This window comes from Streptomyces sp. NPDC006872, assembly GCF_040635845.1.
Classification (GTDB): Bacteria; Actinomycetota; Actinomycetes; order Streptomycetales; family Streptomycetaceae; genus Streptomyces.
Genome location: NZ_JBEYIL010000008.1, coordinates 198,288 through 218,313 on the forward strand (window position 1 = coordinate 198,288; position 20,026 = coordinate 218,313).

A 20,026-nucleotide genomic window follows, 5' to 3' on the forward strand; every position below is an offset into this window, starting at 1 on the left:
GTGGCTGCTAAGCCATGCCGACGGGTTGAGCCTGTACCCCGTGCACCCCGCTTCGCCCCGTCAAGCGGAACGTTTCATCCGGCCCGCCCATCCCGTCCGGCCGATCCGGTCGGCCCGGCCACCCCGCCCGCTCCGTCAGTTCCGTGCGCAGCGCGAGGATTCCCGCGCGGAGTGCTATCGCGATGAGATGCGTGCGATTCTTCGCGCACAACTTCTCCCGGACGCTGCGCATATGGGAGGCCACCGTGCGGGGTGAGATCGACAGCTGATGAGACATGTCCGCGTCCGACATGCCATGGGCTGCCAGAAGCAGGATCTCCAGCTCCCGGGTGCTGAGTCGGCCAGAGCTGTCCACTGTCATGATGCCTGCCTTGTTCGGAGGGGTGTGCCGTGACTCTTCCGTGACACCTGGGCCCCGGCCATCGACCGTTCGACTGATACCCGGCGGTAGTCATCGGTCGTTCGGCCTCGGTCCTTCCGCCCGACGGGGCCGGATCGCCGGGAACGCGTCAACCGCTCGGCCGTTCCAACCATCTGATCCACCGGCATTCCCGGACCGCCGGACCGGCAACGTGATCCATGGCATGCTCGGCCGCGTGAGCAGCACCCCGACGCGCGTCGTCATCGCCGACGATCAGGATCTCGTCCGAGCCGGTTTCCGCCTCATCCTCGATGCGCAGGACGGCATCGAGGTGGTGGGAGAGGCCGCCGACGGGCTTGCGTGCGTGGAGTTGGCGCGTGCGTTGCGGCCGGACGTGTGCCTGGTGGACGTCCGCATGCCGAAGCTGGACGGGCTGGAGGTGACCCGGCTGCTGTCCGGCCCCGGGGCGACGCATCCGACCGCGGTCGTGGTGGTCACCAGCTTCGACCAGGACGACTACCTCAACGTGGCGCTGCGCAACGGAGCCTGCGGTTTCCTGCTCAAGGACGCCACGCCCGCGTTGCTGGTCGAGGCGGTGCGGGCGGCGGCGCGCGGTGACGCGCTGGTCTCCCCCGCGGTGACGGTCCGGCTGCTGAAGCAGTTGGAGGAGCGGGCGTCGGCACCGGGAAACGACGTCGGCGTGCCCGAATCGTCGCTCAGCGCCCGGGAGTTGGAGGTTGCCCGGCTGGTCGCGGTGGGCCGTACCAATCAGGAGATCAGCGACCAGCTGTGTCTGTCCCTGTCCACCGTGAAGACGCATCTGGGGCACATCCACCACAAGCTCGGGGTGCGCAACCGTGTCGAGGTGGCCGCATGGGCCTGGGGCAACGGGGCCGTCCGGGCGGGACGCTGACGGAGGTCCTGTGAAGCCGCTGTAATCGTTTTGTGTCCCTCCCCACAGATCGATCTACCACCCACCAGCGAGGCATGTACATGCCTACCCTCCGTTTGTATGACAACTTCGTCACTCGCGGCGCTCTCGGCACGAGCGACCCGGCCGCACCTCGGCCCCCCTCGATTACCTGTGCGGGGGCTCGGCCACCGCGCCCTGTATCCGGCTCTGGGCGTGCTGTGGCTGCTCGACATAGGGATCATCGGGACACAGCAGCGCGGCCCGGTCGACTGGCTGCCGCTCGTGACCGGCCCCTTCGCCCTGGCGCTGGTGCTCACTCCGGAACCGCGGCTGCGCACCGAGTGGCGGGCAGGGATCTCCGCGGCCGTCTCGACGACGGTGACGCTGGGCACCTGCATGATGGGCTGGGCCATGCCCGAATGGGGGCTCCTGGAGACGGCGTGCATGCTGGTCCTCCTCGCCGGCATCTGCCGCAACGTCACCCGGCCCGGCGTCGCCCTCGCGCTGGCCGCCGCCATGGGGGCCAGCGTCATCGACGAACCCCTGCGCACCGGGGGCACCGGCATCACCCTGACCTATCCCTTTCTGCTGACGTTCGCCATCGGCGGGGCCATCGGAGGGGGCTGCTATCTGCGCACCCTGGACGCCCGGCGGAACCGGACGATCGCCGCCGTACGGCTCGCCGAGCGGATGCAACTCGCCCGGGAACTGCATGACTTCGTCGCCCACCACGTGACGGGCATCATCGCGCAGGCACACGCCGGCGGGGTGATCCATGCGAGCTCACCCCACCAGGTCGGTCCCATCCTGGACAACATCGCCGAAGCCGGACAGCGGACCATGGACTCGATGCGCCGGCTGATCCGCGTACTGCGCGAAGAGGGCGAACAGACCGCCCTCGAACGCCCCGAGGAGCCGTACGCGGAACTCACCAGGCTGGTCTCGTCGTTCAGCGAGCAGGGGGTGGGATCGACCGCCCAGCTGAAGATCACCGGCGCGGCCCGAAGGAGCACGCTGCTGCCCGAGGTGGGCTCCGCGGTCCATCGCGTGGTGCAGGAGGCGCTGACCAACGTACGGCGGCACGCGCCGGGCGCCGACGCGACGGTGCGCGTCCACCGCACCCGCGACGACCTGCTCCGGGTCGACGTGTACAACACCGGCTCGCCGTGCCGGAGTTCCCGCCCCACGGGAGGCGACGGTGGCTACGGTCTGATCGGTCTGCGCGAGCGGGCGGACGCGGTCGGCGGCTCGCTCGCGGCGGGCCCCGCCGACGACGGCGGCTGGTGGCTCATCGCCCATTTCCCGGTGGTCACGGAATCCGCCCTCCCGCGCGACGAACCGTCCGACGCCCCGGCATCGCCGTCCCTCGCGAAATCCGGCCGCCACGCCAGGCGGACCGCTGCCACGGAACCCGAGCCCGGCATGAGTTGGGAGGCGCGTTAGCCGATGCAGGCGCGAGACCGCGAGGCGCGAGATTAGGCAATTCTGCGAATCGCGCCGGGCGGGACGGCCGTCTAGTGTCGAAGACCCAAAGGCACCGGGACGGCCTTCTCACATCCCGCACAGTGGTGAAACTGCACGGATCGGGCTCCGACAAGGGGCCCGATCCACCGCTTCGAGGAGACGCAGGAGGCCCATGAGCACGGCCGTCGTGGTGGGCAGCGGTCCGAACGGTCTCGCGGCCGCCGTGTTCCTCGCCCGGGAAGGTCTGGACGTCACCGTGCTGGAGGCCGCCGACACCATCGGCGGCGGCACGCGCACCAGCGAACTGACCCCGGGGCTCCTGCACGACCACTGCTCCGCCACCCATCCCATGGCCGTCGGCTCCCCCTTCCTGAGCGGCCTCGACCTCGGCCGGCACGGCCTCACATGGCGTCTGCCGGACATCGACTGCGTACACCCGCTGGACTCCGGCGCGGCCGGGGTACTGCACCGGTCGGTGGAGGAGACGGCCGACGGCCTCGGCGGTATGGACGCACGCAGGTGGCGGCGGGTGTTCCGACCGCTCGCGGACGGCTACGACGCGCTCGCCGAGGACATCATGCGGCCGCTCACCCACCTGCCGCGGCATCCGCTGCGCCTGGCCGCGTTCGGGCCGCAGGCCCTGCTGCCGACCGCCGCGGTGGCCCGGGTGTGGCGGTCGGAGACGGCCCGCGCACTCTTCGCCGGGGTGGCCGCGCACGCGTTCCTTCCGTTCCACCGGCCGGCGAGCGCGGCGGTCGGCCTGACGATCATCGCCGCCGGTCACCGCCACGGCTGGCCGGTGGCCGCAGGCGGTTCCCGGGCCATCGCCGACGCGCTCGCGGCGCAGCTCGCCGAGTTCGGCGGCCGGATCGAGACCGGTGTCCGGGTGCGTTCCCAGACCGACCTGCCCCCGGCCGACGTGGTCCTCTTCGACCTCGCGCCGCGTGCCGTCGCCGACATCCTGGGCGACCGGCTGCCGGGGCGGGTGGCCCGGGCCTATCGCCGGTACCGGCACGGTCCCGGCGCGTTCAAGGTCGACTTCGCCGTCCAGGACGGTGTGCCCTGGACCGCCGAGGCGGCCCGCCGGGCCGGCACCGTCCACCTCGGCGGGAGCTACGCGGAGGTCGCCGCCGGCGAGCGGGCGATCCACGCCGGGCGGATGCCGGAGCGGCCCTTCGTCCTCGTCGGCCAGCAGTACCTGGCCGATCCGCAGCGCTCGAAGGGCGACGTCCACCCGGTCTGGACGTACGCACACGTGCCGCACGGCTACGACGGCGACGTCACGGGGGCGGTCGTCGCGCAGATCGAACGGTTCGCGCCCGGATTCCGTGAGCGAGTCCTCGACATGGCCGTCCGCTCGCCGGCCGGCTTCGAGGAGTACAACCCGAACTACGTCGGCGGAGACATCGTCGCCGGGGCGAACACCGCCTTCCAGCTGGTGCTGCGCCCCCGCGCCGCGCTCGACCCCTACAGCACCGGCGTGCCGGGCATGTACATCTGCTCCGCGGCCACACCGCCGGGAGCCGGTGCCCACGGCATGTGCGGCGCGAACGCGGCGGCGTCGGCGCTGCGCAGCCTTCGCTGATATCCCCGACTTCTCGAAACGGCCCGGACCGCGTGGTCCGGGCCGTCTTTTTGCGCTGCCCGCACATTGTGAACCAGGTCACTCTCGGAATCGGCATTTTTGTCGATGTGAGGCGCCTGTGAATAGCCGTACTGTCCTTTCTCGAAGGGCAAGGAAACATTGTCCGAGGCCCCCTGACGAAAGGAAGAGAAAATGAGCAGCATCGCGAAGGCAATGGACCGTATGGACCTCCCCGTCGAGGGAGTCATCCTCACGTCCGCCCGGCCGACTCTCGGCACCCCGCGCATCGGCCGGGTGGCGAACGCCGGCAACGCCCTCAACGCGCTGGGCGGACTGGCGGACCTGGCCCAGGCGGCGGGCGGCGTCGCCACCGTGGTCGGCGCGGCCAGCGCGGTGGAGGCCAACCAGGCCGCCGCGGACGCCAACCAGGCCGTCGCGAACGCCGCGAACGCCCAGGCCGCGGCGGCCGGCGGCGTCTGATCCAGAAAATGGGCAAAAGCTGCCGGGCCAGAGGTGAGTTCTGGCCCGGCAGCTCGCCATAAGGCAAAAAATACTCCGCTGGAGAGCACCACGAAAGAGGAGCCCGTGAAATTCGGCGTAAAAATTCCTCCCGTCATTCCGGGAAAGATCGCCTCGACGCTGTTCGGACCGGCTCCGGTCGGCCGGGATCGCGCCATCGGCCTGTCCGAGCGGCTGGCCGCCGTGTCCAGTCTGCAGTCCTCCCTGGAGTACCTGACCCAGCGAAGGGACATCGAGAAGGGCGGCATGAACGACTGGGAGGTCGCCCGGCAGTACCTGGCCGGAGCCGGCCCCCTGACGCGCCGTCTGGTCGACGGCGTCAGCGGGGTGCGCACCACCACCGCGCTGCACGTCGCCCGCTCGGCCGTGGCCCTCGGCATGCTGCTGCCGGGCGACTCCACCTGGCGGGGCGCCGGCAACATCTTCCTCGGCACGTCGTCCGCCCTGCTCTCCCCACGCCACCACTACGGCGGCGACGGCTCCGACCAAGTGGCGACGCTGGTGCAGCTGGCCACCGGCGCCGCCCGCCTGGCACCCTCGCCTGCGGCCAAGGACGCACTGCTGTGGTACGCCGCCCTGCAGGCCAACATGGCCTATGCGGTGTCCGGCTGGGTCAAGCTCTTCGGCAAGCCCTGGCGCGACGCCTCCGCGCTCGGCGGAGTGATGCGCACCCGTACGTACGGGCACGACGGCATGTTCCGGTGGACCCAGGAACACCCGAAGACCGCCAAGGTGCTCACCCACGGCGTGCTGGCCCTGGAGTGCTCGTTCCCGCTTCTCTACGCCCTCGGCGGCAAGCCGACCCGCGCCGTGATCACGAGCGCCGCCGCGTTCCACGTGGCCAACGGCTACTTCATGGGCCTCGGCAGGTTCGTCACCGCGTTCCCCGCGTTCCACCCCCTGGTCGCCTACACCAGCACCCCTCGCTCCCACCCGGCCGTCGCCGGGCGCGACGACCGTGCCGTGCCGGCTGCGCTCGCCGCGCTCGCGGGCGGCGCCCTCGCGGCCGGCGTCACCGCCGTGCGCCGACGTCTGCGCGCCACCGAGGGCTGGCACACCTCCCGCACGCTGACCACCCGGCACGGAAACCGGCTCCAGTACGAGGAGTACGCGCCGGGCGACGCCGAGCAGCCGGTCGTGGTGCTGGCGAGCGGGCTGCTGTCGACCAGCGAGCACTACGCCTGGATCGCCGAACGCCTGTGCTACGAGACCCGGTACGGGGTCATCGCCTACGCCCGCGCCGGATACGCCGGCAGTCGTCGCGGGGCCACCACCGCCTTCCGGCTGTCGGAGTCCGTGCACGATCTCGTCGACCTGGTGAACGGCGCCGTCGCCCCGCACCGCAAGGTGATCCTCGTCGGCCACTCCATCGGCGGCGAGCTCGCCCGCCGCGCCGCCCGCCAACTGGGCGACCGGCTCCAGGGCATCGTCTACCTGGACTCCTCCCACCCCGGCCAGTTCGCCGACGGGCTGGGCCCGGTCGAGAAGGGCCTGGCCGGGAATCTCACCGCCGTCGGCCGGGCGCTGCGGCTGGGTACCGGGATCCTCCTCACCCGCCCGGCGTGGATCACCGAACTGCCCTACGCCTACCGGAAGAAGGTCTTCGCGCAGTACGCGGACGCACGCATGTGGGAGGCCGCACGCCGCGAATGGAAGGCCGTCCGGACCGACTTCCGGTCCTTCACCGGAGCGCTCGCCCGCATCGAGGGCGTCCCCGCGCTCGTGGTCTCCGCCCAGCGGACGGTGGACCGCGCACCCGAACAACTGCTGCTGCACAGGGAACTCGCCCAGGCGCACGTCGGTGCGCACACCGAGACCGTGATCATCGAGGGCGCCACCCACGAGAGCATGCTGATCACCAGCCGGTACGCACACCAGGTGACGGACCGCATCATCGCGTTCTTCGACGACCGCTCCCCCGCCTCTGCACGCGTCGCCCGACCCGTCACCCGGAAGGGCGCCACCCGATGAACTCCCCGAACTCCCTGCCGCGCCTGCGGCTGAAGAACGTGCTCACGGATGAAGGCGCCGCCTGGCGGATCGCCGGAGCCGCCGTGCTCCTGCTGACCCTCGCCGGCCAGCACCCCCACCACGACTTCGGCCGGGTCCGGAGCGGGGACCACTTCTCGCTCCTGCCGAACTGGCGGTTCTTCGCACCGCACCCGGCCATGTTCGACTTCCACTTCCTGTACCGCACGGTGGGCGCCGACGGCACGTCCTCGGCCTGGCGCGACGCCAGCGGCATCGTGGACCGCAAGCCGCTGCACCTCGTCTGGTTCCCGACCCGCCGCGCCGACAAGTCCGTCTTCGACGCGTGCCAGGAGATCCTGCCGCGCCTCGATCAGGGCTTCGCAGCCGTCGCCCACACCCCGGGCTACCGGCTGATCACCGAGCACGTACGCACCCGTATCGCGGCCGAGGGGGAAGCCGCCCACGACGTCCGGGGCTTCCAGTTCTCCCTGGCCTCCAGCACCGGCTACGACGAACGCCAGGACCCGCAGCTCATGTTCGTCTCCCCGTTCGTACCGCTCGACCCGCACGCGCCGAGCACTCCGCTCGCGCCGGCCAAGACCGAAGCGAGGGTCTGACCATGAGCTTCGACAACCCCTTCTTCCTCAGCGGCTGCGCGCTGGTCGTGGTCGGCTTCATCCGGGCGGCCGTCCTGTACGCCCAGGTCGTACGGGAGCGCAAGCAGGACGGGAGTGACGCCGAATGAGCCCCGCCGGCCCGCGGCCCCCGACCAGGCCGCGGGCCGCACACCGGGCGATTCCCCCACTCCGTCTGCATCTGCTGTGGGGCAAGGGCGCCAAACCCTGGCAGGCGCTCGGCCGGCACCGCCGGCTGATCCTGCTGGGCATCCTGCTGGGCCTGGTGGGCGCCGCGACCTCGCTGGCCCAGCCCGCGATCATCGGCGAGCTGGTCGCCTCCGTCGAGCAGGGACGACCGGTGACCGGCCCCATCCTGGTCGGTGCGGCCCTGTTCATCGCCGACGCCGTCTTCGGCGCCCTCCACTCGTACGTGATCGGGCTGGCCGGGGAGAACATCGTCTACGACATCCGCAGCACCCTCGCCTCGCGGCTGCTGCGCTCCCGGTTTCGCGCGTACAGCGGCTGGAAGCAGGGCGATGTGTTCGCCCGGATGGTCAGCGACACCCTCCTCGCCCGCTCCACCATGACGCACGCCATCGACAGCATCATCAACAACGGCTTCCTGGTCGTCGGCGGCATCGCGCTGATGGCCTGGGTGGACGAGGTGCTGCTCGCCGCCACGCTCGGCTGTCTCGGCGTCACCAGCGTCATCTCGCTGTGGCTGGCGCGCGGGGTGCGGAAGGTGTCGGTGCTCAACCAGACCGACACCGGCAACTTCGGCACCGCCCTGATGCGGGTGCTCGGCGCGATGCCGACCGTGAAGGCGTCCCGCGCCGAGGCCCGGGAGGCCGAGGGCATCGCGGTCATCGCCAAACAGGCCCGCAGGTCGGGCATCCGGGTGACGTTCCTGTCGTCGCTCCTCGACCCCACGATGAGCATCGGCACCCAGCTCGCCCTGACCGTCGTCATCGCCCTGGGCGCGGCCCGCACGGCGACCGGCGAGATGAGCGCCGCGGACCTGACGGCGTTCATCCTGTACCTCTTCTACCTGGTGGCCCCGCTGCTGACGCTGTTCACGTCCATCGCGCAGTTCCAGATCGGCAGGGCGTCGATCGACCGGCTGGCGGAGCTGGGCGAGATCGAGACGGAGGGCGACCGGCCCGGTGACCGCCCGGTCGACCGCAGGCGCGGCGCCCGCCCCGCCACGCCCTCGTACGGCAGCGGGCTCGCCTTCGACGACGTGTCGTTCTCCTACCCCGGCAGCGACAAGGCGGTCCTCGGCAACGTCTCCTTCACGGTCCCTGCGGGCGGGCTCACCGCCGTCGTCGGCCCGTCCGGCGCCGGCAAGAGCACCGTCTTCCAGCTCATCGAGCGGCTCTTCGACCCGGTGTCCGGGGCGATCCGCATCGACGGCACGGACATCGCCGAACTGCCGCTGAACCAGCTGCGGTCCATCGTCGGATACGTCGACCAGGACCACACTCTGCTGCGCGGCAGCGTCCGGGAGAACCTCACCTACAGTGCGCCGGACGCCGGTGACAAGGACATCGCCGAGGCGTTGCGCATGGCCAACCTGACCGAGGTGATCGCCGCGCTGCCCCACGGGCTCGACACCGAACTCGGCGATCGCGGCGCCGGGCTGTCGGGGGGTCAGCGGCAACGTCTCGCCATCGCTCGTACGTTGCTGCAGGCACCGCGGTTCCTGCTGCTGGACGAGGCCACCGCCAACCTCGACACCGAGTCGGAGAACGCGATGCGCGACAGCATCGCCGTGATCTCGGACTTCTGCGCGGTCATCGCCATCGCCCACCGGCTGTCCACCGTCACCGAGGCCCAGCAGATCATCGTGCTCGACCAGGGGCAGGTGCACGCGGTCGGCACCCACGACGAGCTCCACCGGCACAGCGACCTCTACCGCCGGCTCGCCCGGCTCCAGGAGCTCACCGACGTCGCACCCTGATCCGAAGATCCCGACAGGAGAACGTGCATGAACGACTTCCTGCTGATCCCGCTCGTGCTGGCCCTGGGCATCGTCGGCTTCCTGATCGCCACCCGGGCCGTCAGCGCCCCCGCCGTCATCGGCGCCGCCCTCGTGGTGCTGTTCGGCGCCTGGTCACAGGTCAGAAGGAACGCCCACCCGAGGAACACCCCACCCAGGAAGCGGAGGCAACACCCATGAACGCGCCCACGAACGCACCCACGACGACGCGTACGACCGGCATCGTCGACGACATCGGCTACGGCCGGCAGTTCGACGGCTGGTACCACCGTCTCTTCCCCGACGACGCGTCGGTCACCGCCGAGGTGGAGCGCCTGGCCGCCCTGCACCCCGACCCGACCTCGGGAACGGTCGAGTTCGGCGTCGGCAACGGGCGGATCGCGCTCCCGCTGTCGCGCCGCGTCGGCGGGATCACCGGTGTCGACTCCTCCCCCGAGATGCTCGAGGTCCTGCGCCGCAACCTGGCCGACGACACCCCCGTCGAGCCCGTGCACGCCGACATCCGCACCTACTCCGCCGACCGCACGGTGGGGCTCGTGTACTGCGTCTGCGCCACGCTCTCCATGCTGCTCACCCCCGAGGAGCAGCGACAGGCGGTGCGTCGCGCCGCCGACCTGCTGGCCCCCGGCGGCCGGCTCGTCATGGAGACGCACAACAAGCCGGCCGTCCTGGCCCTGCACGAGGGCCGCAGTCGCGCCACGTACTTCACGCCCTATCCGGAGCCCGGCACCGGGCTGCAGAGCCACTCCCTGTTGCTGCCCGAGGGAGCGCTGTGGCACCTCTCCCACATCTGGTACGAGTCCGACGGCACCACCCGCGTCGGCACCGAGGTCTCCCGGCTGACCGCGCCCGAGGAGATGGACGCCTACGCCGTCGCCGCGGGCCTCGAACCCGAGAGCCGCTTCGGCGACTGGCCCACCGAGGCCGAGTCGTACGACCGGCGCTCACCGCTGGCGATCTGCACCTACGTCAAGCCACCGCGGGCCCGGCCCTGAACCGCAGGGCCGCCGCGGCGGTGTCAGCCCAAGGTCAGCGCGGCCTGTACGGGCAGATGGTCGCTGGGGAACTGCCCGTTCAGGGCGAAGGTGTTGATCGAGGCCCGGTGCACCGCGACCTCCGGCGTGGCCAGGATCCAGTCGATCCGGTCGCCGCCCGGCGTCAGCAGCAGATAGCCGTGGAAGGTCGCGTAGAGGGCGCTGCGCTCGGCCGCCGTGTCCCAGGTGTCGACCAGCCCGGCTCCGAGCATCGTGTCGTAGACCTTGTTCTTGTGGGCCGCGACATTGAAGTCGCCGGTGACGACGACGGGGAGGGACTGGTCGAAACCGGCGATGCGCTGGGCGATCAGGGACGCGGAACGCTCGCGCGCGTACTGGCTGACGTTGTCGAGGTGGGTGTTGAGGACGTAGAACTGCCGGTCGCCGTCCTGCAGATCGCGGAACCGGACCCAGGTGACCATGCGGATGGAGCCGCCGCCCCAGGTGTTCGAGCCGACTGTCTCCGGTGTGTCGGAGAGCCAGAAGTGGGCGTACTCGACCGGCGCGAGCCGGCGGGTGTCGTAGAAGACGGCCATGAACTCGTCGCGGGTGCCGCCCGCACGTCCGGTGCCGATCCAGCGGTAGTTCGCTCCGAGGTCGGTCGCGATGTCGAGGAGTTGCTGGTGGAGGCCTTCCTGGGTGCCGATGACATGGGGCGCCTGCTGCCGCAGCAGTTCGCGCATCACCGGCCTGCGCACGGCCCAGCTGTTGGGCAGGAGGGTGCTCGCGAACCGCAGGTTGAAGGACATCACGTCGAGACGGGGACCGGCGAGTTCCGCCGCCACCGCGGCAGCGGGTTCGGTGGTGGTGGCGGCGGTGACTGCTGTGGCTGCGGTGGCGGTACGGGGCACGGGCAGCGCCACCGCCGCGGCGAGGGCGGTCTTCAGACTCAGGCGACGCGTGACTCGGCTGTCGTTCGGCACAGGCACTCCTTCTGTGGCGGTTGCCGGGCGAGTCGTGCACCTGCAGTCTGGACCGACCGCGCGTGACAGTCATGAACACCTCGATATGTGAACGTGTACATGACCGAAAGAGCCGGGCGGCGGCGATCCGCGGCGCGTTCAGTCCTGGACCAGTTCCAGCGCCTGCTTCAGGTTGTGTTCGGCGATGCCGGCCATGAACGCCCGGTCGGGGAAGTCCCCGTCGAGCAGCCGCAGTGGACCCGCCGTCAGTGAGAGCCGTTGGGCCAGCATGTAGAGCGCGAGGCGGTCCTCGTCCAGGCCGTCCGTCTCGAGCGGCCGGTAGGCGTCGTGCAGGCGGATCCGCAGAAAGACGTGCTCCCACTCGACGTCGAAGTACATCGAGCCCTCGATGTCGATCACCACGGGGTTCCCGTCCGCGTCCACCCGTACGTGGTCGGGGCCCAGTTCGCCGTGCACCACCGCGTACTGCGCGCGAGGGCGCACCGCCGCCGCGAGCCTCGACAGCCGCTCCTCCAGCCGGTCGCGGGCTCCGGCGATCCGTGGATCACGCGACGCCGCCTCGGCAAGGTCGCGCAGCGCACGGTCCAGGACGACGCCCTCGCACGACGTCCCGCGCGATGCGCCTCCCCCGTCGACGACGGCCACCTTGCCGTACGTGGGCGCGCGGTGCCGCCGCATCGCGTCGAGCGCCTCCCCGAGCCGGGTCATGACCGGCGCGGCCGTGCGGGGGTCGCGGGCGAGAAGTTGCTCCAGGGTCTCGCCCGGGAGATCCTCGACGATCGCGAGGTCGGCCGGGCAGTGGGCGCCGTCGCGGTCGACGAGACGGATCGCCGGGACATGGACGCCGAGCGCGTGCAGCCGTGCGTGCGCGGCCTCGAACAGGTCGAGGCCGAGACCGGGCGAGAAGGGGTCGGTGAGGTCGTCGTCGCCCTCGGCCGCCGGCCAGTAGTTCTCGGCGGCGTCCCAGAGGTAGGCGATCGCCGTCGTCGCATCGTCCATGACCAGGCGGTACACGCCCTTCTTGGTGCCGCCCGCGATCCGCTCGACCGCCTCCAGCCGCCGCCCACCGCCCAGCGCGGCCCGCGCCGCGTCCGCCAACTGCTCCCGCGTCTCCGCACCGGGTATCGCGTCCACCGAACCGCCCCTCCGTCGTGATGACCCGCGCACCCTACGGGGGCCGACACCCCGGCGGCGATCGGTTTCCCGGGCCACTTACCTGGTGGCGATGGAGCAGCTCCGTCCACGCCAATAAACGCTGCGTGACCCCTTTCGTACTCAACGGCGTCATGGCATGCTCACCGCTCAACGCACATATGAACGTCGTTCACATCCATGAAAAGTATGGGAAGGGCGAACGGGCATGAGACACGCGCACACGGCCGCCATGGGCGGTCAGAATGTCATGGGCATGACTAGACGAGCCTTGCTGGGAAGCGCCATCGCCGTGGCGGCCGGCGCCGGTACCGCCACGGCGGCCGACTCGAATTCCTTGTCGGCCGAGACCCCGGCGCTCTGGCGGGAGTTCAGGCGCACACCTTTCACTCACCCGCAGATCCCGTACATCGGCCGAGCCGGCTGCCGCGGCGGGGCGGTCCGCCTCCCGCGCCGCCGCACTGTCGCCGACATACGCGACTTCGGCGCCGTGGCGGACGGCACGACCGACTCCGCCCCCGCGATCAACCGTGCCATCGCCGCTGCCGCCAGGGCCGGCGGTGGCACGGTCACCATCCCGCCCGGCACGTTCCGGATCGACGACGTGATCCGCGTCGACCGCTCGAACGTGATCCTCAAGGGCGCCGGCAGCGGCCGCACCACGCTGTACGCGACGAAGAACCTCACCGAGCTGATCGGGGCGTACGGCTCCCGCTACGGCGGCGACAAGTCGGGCTGGTCGTGGGCCGGCGGCCTGATCTGGCTGGCCCCCAAAGCCCGCTGGACCTCTCTCACCGCCGCGATCAGGGCAAAGGACTGGCCCTTCGAGGGCTGGACGGGCAACAGGCGCGACGAGTGGCGTCCACTCACCCCGATCGCTCCGGCGCGACGCGGCTCATGGACGGTCACCGTGACGGACGCGTCGTCGCTGCGCCCCGGCGCCCTGGTCCTCCTGCGCCTCTCCGACGACGCGGAGCACACGCTCCTCGAGCACATGTGCGGCGGCGGCCCGGGACCGGAGGCCTATTCCTGGGACGACAAGACGAAGCTGACGTCGTACGTCCCCTACGAGTGGCCCGTCCGCATCGCCCGGATCCGCGGCCGGAAGGTCACTCTCGAACGCCCGCTCCCGCTCGACCTACGCCCGGAGTGGAGCCCGCAACTCACCACACACGTACCGGAGTTGACGGGCTCGGGAGTGGAGGGCCTGACGCTGGAGGCGGTGCAGACCCCGCAGCAGCCGCACCTGCTCGACAAGGGCCACAACGGGGTCGTCCTCCAGTGCGCGTACGACTGCTGGGTGGACGACGTGACGGTCCGCCACGTCGACAACGGCTTCGGCCTGGTGTCCGCTTCCGCGTGCACCCTGCGGCGTACCCGTGTCACCGGCCGCGGCTCCCACCACCCCTACTTCTGCCGCGAGGGATCGCACGACAACCTCATCGAGGACTTCACGATCGAGGAGCGCACCGGCCCCGCGCCCTCGAACACCCAACTGCACGGCATCAACGTCGAGGGGCTGTCCTCGTACAACGTCTGGTCCCGCGGCGACATGCGGATGGGCACCTTCGACAGCCACCGCGGCCTGCCCTTCGCCAACGTCCGCACCGACATCACCGTGAACAACAACGGCCGCCACGGCGGTGACGCGAGCGCCGGTCCCCTGTTCGGCGCCCGCTTCACGCACTGGAACATCCGGGTCACCAACGCCCGGGCGGGCCTGGTCAGGATCGACGCCCTGGCACCGTACTCCGCCACCGTCGGCATCGACGAGGTCAGGGAGTTCGACCAGATCGACGTCCCCGACTTCACGGGCGAGCTGCACACGCGCCTGGAGCTGTACGGCAGCCCGCAGGCGGTACGGCCGCGGAACCTGTACGCGGCGCAGCGCGAGCTGGGGCACACGGCGATGGACGACGGACAGCATGCGTTCACCTACCTGAACGGAGTGGATCGATGAGCGCACGCTCCCGCCGCCCAGGGTCCCGCACACCGCCCTGGGGCTGCCCGTACGCGCAGCGCGACGGCGAGCGCAATCCCGAGGTCGACTCCGGCGCCGACCGGCAGGACGTCGCCCTGCAAGTACGACGGTCGTGCCATCGGCCTCATCGACTTCTCGCAGTCCTTCACCAGCGAAGTCAGCACGGAACCAGCACGGGGCTGGTGGCGTGCTGACTCGTTACTGACCGAACTGCTCAGCGGCCCGGACGTCCCGCTGATGAAGGAGTGCGGCAACAGGATCAAAGCAGCCGCCTACCGCGCGCGTAAGAAGACCGCGCCCGTCGCGACCCCGCGCCGACCCCGCGACCGGGCGGCGCGGGGGCCCGGCGGCCGCGGCTCGCCGGAGTGCTCGGCCCTCGTGACGGGCGACTGTGCACCCTCACGCCGTCGGCGATCGCGAGCGGCGCGCCGGACGGCGTCGAGCGTGCCCATCACGTCGTCGTCGGTCGTCGGTCGTCGACCAGTTGCTCACCGAGCTGCGCATGACACGCCGGCCGCGCCAGGTGGAGCCGCTGATCCAGGCCGTGCCGTCGTCGAGCAACCGGGCGAGGACGCGGTCCGCGCGTTCGTCGTCGCCGAACTCGGCGCAGACCTGGGTGAAGACGACGTCGTCGAGGACGGTCGCCCCCTCGATCTCGGCGATGCCCGCGGCGAACGCGCAGGCGCGCCAGCACAGCCGTTCGACCAGGTCGGCCACACCTGATCGGCCGAGGGACCGGAGGGCGGCCCGCACGGGGAAGCCGCGGCCGCGCCGGAACAGCTCGGGGCGCGAGCGGGAACCCGGCGGTCGGCGAGGCTCGCCGGCCGGCGCACGGCGTGGCCGTACGCCTGTCGGAGCGCCATCTCGCGCGCGTCCACACCTCGGACGACGGGACAGTTCCCTCCGCTGCGCAAGCCGCGCCCGCGTGCGACGGCGTCAGCGGTCGTCGCCCGGGAAGCCGCCACCCCGGATCGCGCCCGGTCGTGTCCTGGTGAGCCGGGCGGGCCTCCATCGCGGGCCCGATAACCGCAATCGAATGACATCGATCGCCACAGCCGTCCTCGCCCTTGAGCGGCAACGCCGAGAAATCCCGGAGCGCCATGGAAAGGGAGTGCCACTGCTGAGCAGCCACCGGCGGCTCGGCGGCACCCAATATGACCAACGAGGTATCACCTGATTCGAATACGTGCGAAATATGTGACGGGTTTGTCAATCGAAGGCCTGGGCGGGCTCACCTTGCCGATAGCGCGGGTATTCATCTTGAATGGGCGAAACGGGATCGACGGGGGCGTGGCAGCGGTATTGCCCGCTGAACCTGCCTCCACCGAGGCCACCGCCGTCCAGGAGTCATCCCCACAACCCGGTCGTGAGGGTCCGGCACATTGGTGTCGTGGGCACTGTGTGCCAGGTGAAGGTGCTTCCACGGGAGGGGGGTGGTCGGCAGGCTCGGGGTGTCGACCACTGCGGGTCGCCTCCGTCGAGTCCCTCCGGGAGAGACCAAAATGGACATCCGGCAACTCCGAACCTTTCACCGTGTGGCCGCGCTGGGGAGCTTCACCCGGGCCGCGGCCGAGCTGAACTACGCGCAGTCCTCGGTGACTGCGCAGATCCAGAGTCTTGAAGTGTCCCTGGGGGGCGAGCTGTTCGAGCGGTTCGGGGGCAAGGTGAAGCTGACCCCGGCGGGGACGCGGCTGCTGCCCTACGCCGGGCAGATGCTGGCCCTGGCGGACGAGGCGCGAGGGGCTGCGTCTCCGGACGCGCAGCCCGAGGGTGTGCTGACCATCGGCACGATGGAGAGCATCACCTCCTACCGGATGCCGCCGGTGCTGGAGTTCTTCCACCACCGCTACCCCCGGCTGCAGATCGCGCTGCGACCGAGTCTGTGCGCGGAGACGCTGCACTCGCTGCGTCAGGGGCTGTTCGACGCCGGCTTCCTGATGGAGGCCGAGACGCAGCACTCCGGGGTGCACAGCGAGGTTCTCGGCGTGGAGCGGCTCGTCGTGGTGGCATCGCCGGGGCATCGGCTCGCCGGGGCGTCGAAGGTGGAGACCGACGATCTGCGGCAGGAGTCGGTGCTGGCCCCGGAGGCGGGGTGCGCCTACCGGGAGCTGCTGGAGGCGGAGCTCAACGACGGCACGGGCGAGCCGGTGCCATTTCTGGAGTTCGGCAACATCGAGGCCATCAAGCGTGGTGTCGGCGCCGGTCTCGGGATCAGTCTGCTGCCGCGGATGGCGGTCGGCCAGGAGTTGTCGGCCGGGACGCTCGTGCCGCTGGCGTGGGAGCCGCCCTTCGAGCTGTTCACGCAGCTGGCCTGGCGCAAGGGGGCGCAGCTGTCGCGGGAGCGGCGCGTGTTCGTGGAGCAGGTCATCGATTTCCTGAGCCGGGAGTACCAGGAGTCCTGAGCGGCATCCGCAAAGCGGGGAGCCGTCCGGATTCCATGAGCGGCCCGCATGCTGCACATGAATGTATTGGCTTTATCGATCGATGGAGTCGATAAAGGCCATCTGCAAAGCCGAATGGGATTTGTGGACTTCCAGGTCGGACGGCATGAAGAATGTTTTGCAGTCCCAGTAATCGGCAAGGAGAGGCTCCTATGTCACAGGTCATGCTCCCGGCTAAGCGGTTTGTCGTGTCGAGCGTGTCGTCCGACGCCCACATGTGGAATCTGGTTTTCCTCCAGCTGATGCTGGAGGAGCAGGGCGCCCAGGTCACCAATCTCGGCGCTTGTGTGCCCGACGACCTCATCATCGAAGAGTGCCGAAGCTCGCGGCCGGACGCGCTCATCATCAGCACGGTCAACGGACATGGCCACCTCGACGGCCTCCGGCTCATCCGCCGTATCCGCAGTGAGCCGGACCTGATGGACCTGCATGTGGTGATCGGCGGGAAGCTCGGGGTGCGGGGAGCGGAGAACATCGTGTTCGCCGAGGAGCTGGCGCTCAGCGGGTTCGACGCGGTGTTCGAGGCGGACGGCGGGATCGAGGCCTTCCAGGAGTTCCTGGGCTCACTCGACAGTGCCGAGCGCCCCGCGCTGGAGTCGGCGAGGGCAGCCGCATGAGCAGTCTCGCGAGGATTCCCGAGCGGTATGCGCCCCAGATCGCTCCCAGAGGACGTTTCTCGCGGCACGTCCGAGGGGCGCATGCCCAGGGCCGGCTGGTGGTGCAGCCTCGGATGGGGTTCGCGGATCTGGCCACCATGCGCGAAGGGCTGCTGGGCGTGAGAGGCGCCGAAGCCACGGCGATCGGCACGATCACCCTGGACAGCTACACACGTGTCAACGACCATGACTCCGCCCGTCAGGCCCTGCGTACGGGGGCCGAGCTGAACGGGTTCCCGTTGGTCGCCCATGGTCCGGATGCCACCCGGCAGCTGCTGGGTTCGGTGTCTGGGCCGGACTTCCCGGTGCAGGTGCGCCATGGCTCGGCGTTGCCGTACCCGCTGTTCCGGGCGATGGTCGAGGCCGGCGTGGATGCCACCGAGGGCGGGCCGGTGTCGTACTGCCTGCCTTACAGCCGGGCGCCGATCAGTGAGGCGGTCAAGGCCTGGGCACAGTGCTGCGAGCTGATCGCGGCGCAGCCCGATCCGATGCATCTGGAGAGCTTCGGCGGTTGCATGCTGGGGCAGTTGTGCCCGCCCAGTCTGCTGGTGGCTCTCAGTGTGCTGGAGGCGTTGTTCTTCCGGGAGCACGGACTGAGCGACATCTCGTTGAGCTATGCGCAGCAGACCCATCCGGGGCAGGACATGGAGGCGATCGCGGCGCTGCGGCGGCTGGCCGGCGAACGGCTGGCGCAGGCCGACTGGCATGTCGTGCTCTACACCTTCATGGGGGTCTTCCCCCGTACGTCGGTGGGTTCGTACCGGATTCTCGAGGAGAGTGTGCGGCTTGCCGTGCGCACCGGCAGCGAGCGGCTGATCGTGAAGACGCCGGCGGAGGCGCACCGCATCCCGACGATCACCGAGAACGTCGACGCGCTGGAGTTCGCGGCGTCCATCGCTCGGGACGAGGCGGAGCGTCCGCCGGAGGTCGTCGCGACCGACTCGGGGATCTACGAGGAGGCGCGGCTGCTGGTGGACAGCACGCTGGAGATGGCGCCGACGGTCGGCGAGGCGTTGGTGCGGGCCTTCGGCCGAGGTCATCTGGATGTGCCGTACTGCCTGCATCAGGACAACGCCAACAAGTCCCGGGCCTACGTCGATCCGGCGGGCATGCTGCAGTGGGCGGAGCCGGGGCGGATGCCGCTGCGTGTGGAACGTGGCGCCTCGGCGCGGCCGGTCAGCGCGAAGGGCCTGCTGACGATGCTCGGCTTCAACGAGCGGCGTTTCGACCGTGAGCAGTTGACTCAGGGTCATCTGCGGGGGTTGCAGTACGCGGCGGCCGAGAGGCGAAGGAGTCTGTCGTGATGCCGCGCACCGGTGACGCTTCCCGGATCGGTCTGCCTTCCCTGGCACTGCGCCAAGTCCGCCGTCTGCGGATCCGTGCCCTCGACAGTCTCGCCCGGAGTGTCCGTTCTCATCCGAGGAGCATCCTGTGACCATCACTCCCACTCTTGATGCGGTACGGGAGCGCGGTGCGCTGCGTGCCGTGGTGAGCCGCGGCATTCGTGGGTTGTCGCTGTGCGGTGACGACGGCCGCTGGCGCGGGCTCGACACCGACGTCGCCCGGGCCGTGGCGGCCGCCGCCGTGGGTGACGGTGAGGCGGTCGAATGGGTTTCCTCCGATCCCGTGGACCGATTGACGCGGCTCGTCGCGGGCGATGCGGAACTGACCGTGTCCAATGTGAGCTGGACCCTGGGCCGCGAGGCGTCCCTGCCGGTGCTGTTCACCGGGGTCACCTGCTACGACGGTGAAGGATTCCTCGTCCGTGCCGACAGTGGTGTGACCCGGCCCGAGCAGTTGGCGGGGCGGCGGGTGGCCGTGCAGGCGGGTACGACCAGCGCGGCCAACCTGGCGGCCTGGTTCGGCGGTCGGGGCCTGGCCGTCGAGCCGGTCGCCCATGCGACGCCGGCCGAGACGCTCGCGGCGTACGCGGCCGGTGAGTGTGCCGCGTATGTCCTGGACCGGGTCGCCCTGGCCGGAGAGCGGGCCGCGCTCGACGACCCGGCGGCGCACCGGATCCTCGACGAGGCGATCTCCCGCGAGCCGATGGCGGCTGCCGTGCGCGACGGTGATCCAGCGTGGTTCCGTCTGTGCCGGTGGGTGCTTCAGCTGCTGGTCTCCGCCGAGCAGCAGGTCCTCGAGGTGGGCGAGCGGGACAAGGCGCTCGCGCAGGCCGCCGAGACGGCGGGCGTCCATGGGCCCGCTGTCGGTCTCGACCAGGACTGGGCGGCCCGTGTCCTGGCCACCGTCGGCACCTACGCAGAGGTCTACGACCGCAACCTCGGGCCGGCCGCGGGTCTGGCCGTGCCGCGAGGGCTCAACGAACTGTTCACGCGAGGCGGTCTGCAGTATGCCGTCCCCCTTCACTGACCCATCCTCCCCTTCCCCCCTTCCCCTTGGAAAGGCATCT

The 20,026-nt window shown here is 70.5% G+C and carries 19 protein-coding genes and 1 pseudogene; 16 read left to right on the forward strand and 4 right to left on the reverse strand.

Going from position 1 to position 20,026, the window contains the following annotated elements; translation table 11 throughout:
* Positions 1-7 precede the first annotated feature (7 nt).
* Complete coding sequence (locus ABZ725_RS24535) at positions 8-361, reverse strand: helix-turn-helix transcriptional regulator (protein ID WP_358804719.1); 354 nt, start codon at positions 359-361, stop codon at positions 8-10.
* Positions 362-584: 223 nt separating this feature from the next.
* Between ABZ725_RS24535 and ABZ725_RS24540 the strand changes: the two genes are divergently transcribed.
* The 10 genes from ABZ725_RS24540 to ABZ725_RS24585 all read left to right on the forward strand — a co-directional run bounded on the left by ABZ725_RS24540 (position 585) and on the right by ABZ725_RS24585 (position 10,424).
* The gene (locus ABZ725_RS24540; protein WP_358804720.1) at positions 585-1,274 is read left to right on the forward strand and encodes a response regulator transcription factor; all 690 of its coding nucleotides are present in this window, start codon (positions 585-587) and stop codon (positions 1,272-1,274) included.
* Between the two features lie 99 nt (positions 1,275-1,373).
* Positions 1,374-2,717 (forward strand): histidine kinase, encoded by a 1,344-nt coding sequence (locus ABZ725_RS24545; protein ID WP_358804721.1) that lies wholly within the window; start codon positions 1,374-1,376, stop codon positions 2,715-2,717.
* A gap of 193 nt (positions 2,718-2,910) precedes the next feature.
* Entirely contained in the window at positions 2,911-4,323 is a 1,413-nt protein-coding gene (locus ABZ725_RS24550; RefSeq protein WP_358804722.1) for an NAD(P)/FAD-dependent oxidoreductase, read from the forward strand.
* 192 nt (positions 4,324-4,515) lie between these two features.
* Positions 4,516-4,803, forward strand: coding sequence for a hypothetical protein (locus tag ABZ725_RS24555; protein ID WP_351911490.1), 288 nt, complete (start codon positions 4,516-4,518; stop codon positions 4,801-4,803).
* Between the two features lie 105 nt (positions 4,804-4,908).
* A complete protein-coding gene (locus tag ABZ725_RS24560) occupies positions 4,909-6,813 on the forward strand; it encodes an alpha/beta fold hydrolase (RefSeq protein ID WP_358804723.1) in 1,905 nt (634 codons plus the stop codon).
* Complete coding sequence (locus ABZ725_RS24565; RefSeq protein WP_351911488.1) at positions 6,810-7,430, forward strand: hypothetical protein; 621 nt, start codon at positions 6,810-6,812, stop codon at positions 7,428-7,430. The genes ABZ725_RS24560 and ABZ725_RS24565 overlap by 4 nt, the downstream gene beginning before the upstream one ends.
* A 2-nt stretch (positions 7,431-7,432) precedes the next feature.
* Positions 7,433-7,558: a hypothetical protein gene (locus tag ABZ725_RS24570; protein ID WP_358804724.1), complete on the forward strand. Its 126-nt coding sequence runs from the start codon at positions 7,433-7,435 to the stop codon at positions 7,556-7,558.
* The gene (locus ABZ725_RS24575; protein ID WP_358804725.1) at positions 7,555-9,390 is read left to right on the forward strand and encodes an ABC transporter ATP-binding protein; all 1,836 of its coding nucleotides are present in this window, start codon (positions 7,555-7,557) and stop codon (positions 9,388-9,390) included. Before ABZ725_RS24570 ends, ABZ725_RS24575 begins: the two co-directional genes overlap by 4 nt.
* Positions 9,391-9,417: 27 nt before the next feature.
* Complete coding sequence (locus tag ABZ725_RS24580; protein WP_358804726.1) at positions 9,418-9,609, forward strand: hypothetical protein; 192 nt, start codon at positions 9,418-9,420, stop codon at positions 9,607-9,609.
* On the forward strand, positions 9,606-10,424 hold the full coding sequence (locus ABZ725_RS24585) for a class I SAM-dependent methyltransferase (RefSeq protein WP_358804727.1): 819 nt from the start codon (positions 9,606-9,608) through the stop codon (positions 10,422-10,424). Before ABZ725_RS24580 ends, ABZ725_RS24585 begins: the two co-directional genes overlap by 4 nt.
* Before the next feature lie 23 nt (positions 10,425-10,447).
* Here the strand turns inward: ABZ725_RS24585 and ABZ725_RS24590 are convergent, their stop codons facing one another.
* Both ABZ725_RS24590 and ABZ725_RS24595 read right to left on the reverse strand, forming a co-directional pair.
* Positions 10,448-11,386 carry an endonuclease/exonuclease/phosphatase family protein gene (locus tag ABZ725_RS24590; RefSeq protein ID WP_358804728.1) on the reverse strand — a complete coding sequence of 313 codons (939 nt, stop codon included), beginning with the start codon at positions 11,384-11,386 and terminating at the stop codon, positions 10,448-10,450.
* Between the two features lie 138 nt (positions 11,387-11,524).
* On the reverse strand, positions 11,525-12,400 hold the full coding sequence (locus tag ABZ725_RS24595; RefSeq protein ID WP_358804962.1) for a phosphotransferase: 876 nt from the start codon (positions 12,398-12,400) through the stop codon (positions 11,525-11,527).
* 388 nt (positions 12,401-12,788) lie between these two features.
* Here ABZ725_RS24595 and ABZ725_RS24600 point away from each other — a divergent pair, with 388 nt between their 5' ends.
* Positions 12,789-14,498 carry a glycosyl hydrolase family 28-related protein gene (locus ABZ725_RS24600; RefSeq protein ID WP_358804963.1) on the forward strand — a complete coding sequence of 570 codons (1,710 nt, stop codon included), beginning with the start codon at positions 12,789-12,791 and terminating at the stop codon, positions 14,496-14,498.
* A 35-nt stretch (positions 14,499-14,533) separates the two neighbouring features.
* A pseudogene (locus ABZ725_RS24605) lies at positions 14,534-14,678 on the forward strand (alginate lyase); the annotation flags it as partial.
* A gap of 240 nt (positions 14,679-14,918) precedes the next feature.
* Here ABZ725_RS24605 and ABZ725_RS24610 read toward each other — a convergent pair.
* On the reverse strand, positions 14,919-15,236 hold the full coding sequence (locus ABZ725_RS24610; protein WP_358804980.1) for a hypothetical protein: 318 nt from the start codon (positions 15,234-15,236) through the stop codon (positions 14,919-14,921).
* Positions 15,237-16,021: 785 nt separating this feature from the next.
* Here ABZ725_RS24610 and ABZ725_RS24615 point away from each other — a divergent pair.
* The 4 genes from ABZ725_RS24615 to ABZ725_RS24630 all read left to right on the forward strand — a co-directional run bounded on the left by ABZ725_RS24615 (position 16,022) and on the right by ABZ725_RS24630 (position 19,986).
* Positions 16,022-16,921: a LysR family transcriptional regulator gene (locus tag ABZ725_RS24615; RefSeq protein WP_351911480.1), complete on the forward strand. Its 900-nt coding sequence runs from the start codon at positions 16,022-16,024 to the stop codon at positions 16,919-16,921.
* Positions 16,922-17,112: 191 nt separating this feature from the next.
* The gene (locus ABZ725_RS24620) at positions 17,113-17,577 is read left to right on the forward strand and encodes a cobalamin-dependent protein (protein WP_358804729.1); all 465 of its coding nucleotides are present in this window, start codon (positions 17,113-17,115) and stop codon (positions 17,575-17,577) included.
* Complete coding sequence (locus ABZ725_RS24625; protein ID WP_358804730.1) at positions 17,574-18,920, forward strand: methylaspartate mutase; 1,347 nt, start codon at positions 17,574-17,576, stop codon at positions 18,918-18,920. Before ABZ725_RS24620 ends, ABZ725_RS24625 begins: the two co-directional genes overlap by 4 nt.
* A 127-nt stretch (positions 18,921-19,047) precedes the next feature.
* Entirely contained in the window at positions 19,048-19,986 is a 939-nt protein-coding gene (locus tag ABZ725_RS24630; RefSeq protein ID WP_358804731.1) for a transporter substrate-binding domain-containing protein, read from the forward strand.
* Positions 19,987-20,026 lie beyond the last annotated feature (40 nt).

Excerpts from the sequence above, each read along its gene's own strand:
- ABZ725_RS24535 (WP_358804719.1), bottom strand. The coding sequence starts at position 361 with ATGACAGTGGACAGCTCTGGCCGACTCAGCACCCGGGAGCTGGAGATC.
- ABZ725_RS24540 (WP_358804720.1), top strand. The coding sequence starts at position 585 with ATGCTCGGCCGCGTGAGCAGCACCCCGACGCGCGTCGTCATCGCCGAC.
- ABZ725_RS24545 (WP_358804721.1), top strand. The coding sequence starts at position 1,374 with ATGACAACTTCGTCACTCGCGGCGCTCTCGGCACGAGCGACCCGGCCG.
- ABZ725_RS24550 (WP_358804722.1), top strand. The coding sequence starts at position 2,911 with ATGAGCACGGCCGTCGTGGTGGGCAGCGGTCCGAACGGTCTCGCGGCC.
- ABZ725_RS24555 (WP_351911490.1), top strand. The coding sequence starts at position 4,516 with ATGAGCAGCATCGCGAAGGCAATGGACCGTATGGACCTCCCCGTCGAG.
- ABZ725_RS24565 (WP_351911488.1), top strand. The coding sequence starts at position 6,810 with ATGAACTCCCCGAACTCCCTGCCGCGCCTGCGGCTGAAGAACGTGCTC.
- ABZ725_RS24570 (WP_358804724.1), top strand. The coding sequence starts at position 7,433 with ATGAGCTTCGACAACCCCTTCTTCCTCAGCGGCTGCGCGCTGGTCGTG.
- ABZ725_RS24575 (WP_358804725.1), top strand. The coding sequence starts at position 7,555 with ATGAGCCCCGCCGGCCCGCGGCCCCCGACCAGGCCGCGGGCCGCACAC.
- ABZ725_RS24580 (WP_358804726.1), top strand. The coding sequence starts at position 9,418 with ATGAACGACTTCCTGCTGATCCCGCTCGTGCTGGCCCTGGGCATCGTC.
- ABZ725_RS24585 (WP_358804727.1), top strand. The coding sequence starts at position 9,606 with ATGAACGCGCCCACGAACGCACCCACGACGACGCGTACGACCGGCATC.
- ABZ725_RS24600 (WP_358804963.1), top strand. The coding sequence starts at position 12,789 with ATGGGCATGACTAGACGAGCCTTGCTGGGAAGCGCCATCGCCGTGGCG.
- ABZ725_RS24615 (WP_351911480.1), top strand. The coding sequence starts at position 16,022 with ATGGACATCCGGCAACTCCGAACCTTTCACCGTGTGGCCGCGCTGGGG.
- ABZ725_RS24620 (WP_358804729.1), top strand. The coding sequence starts at position 17,113 with ATGTCACAGGTCATGCTCCCGGCTAAGCGGTTTGTCGTGTCGAGCGTG.
- ABZ725_RS24625 (WP_358804730.1), top strand. The coding sequence starts at position 17,574 with ATGAGCAGTCTCGCGAGGATTCCCGAGCGGTATGCGCCCCAGATCGCT.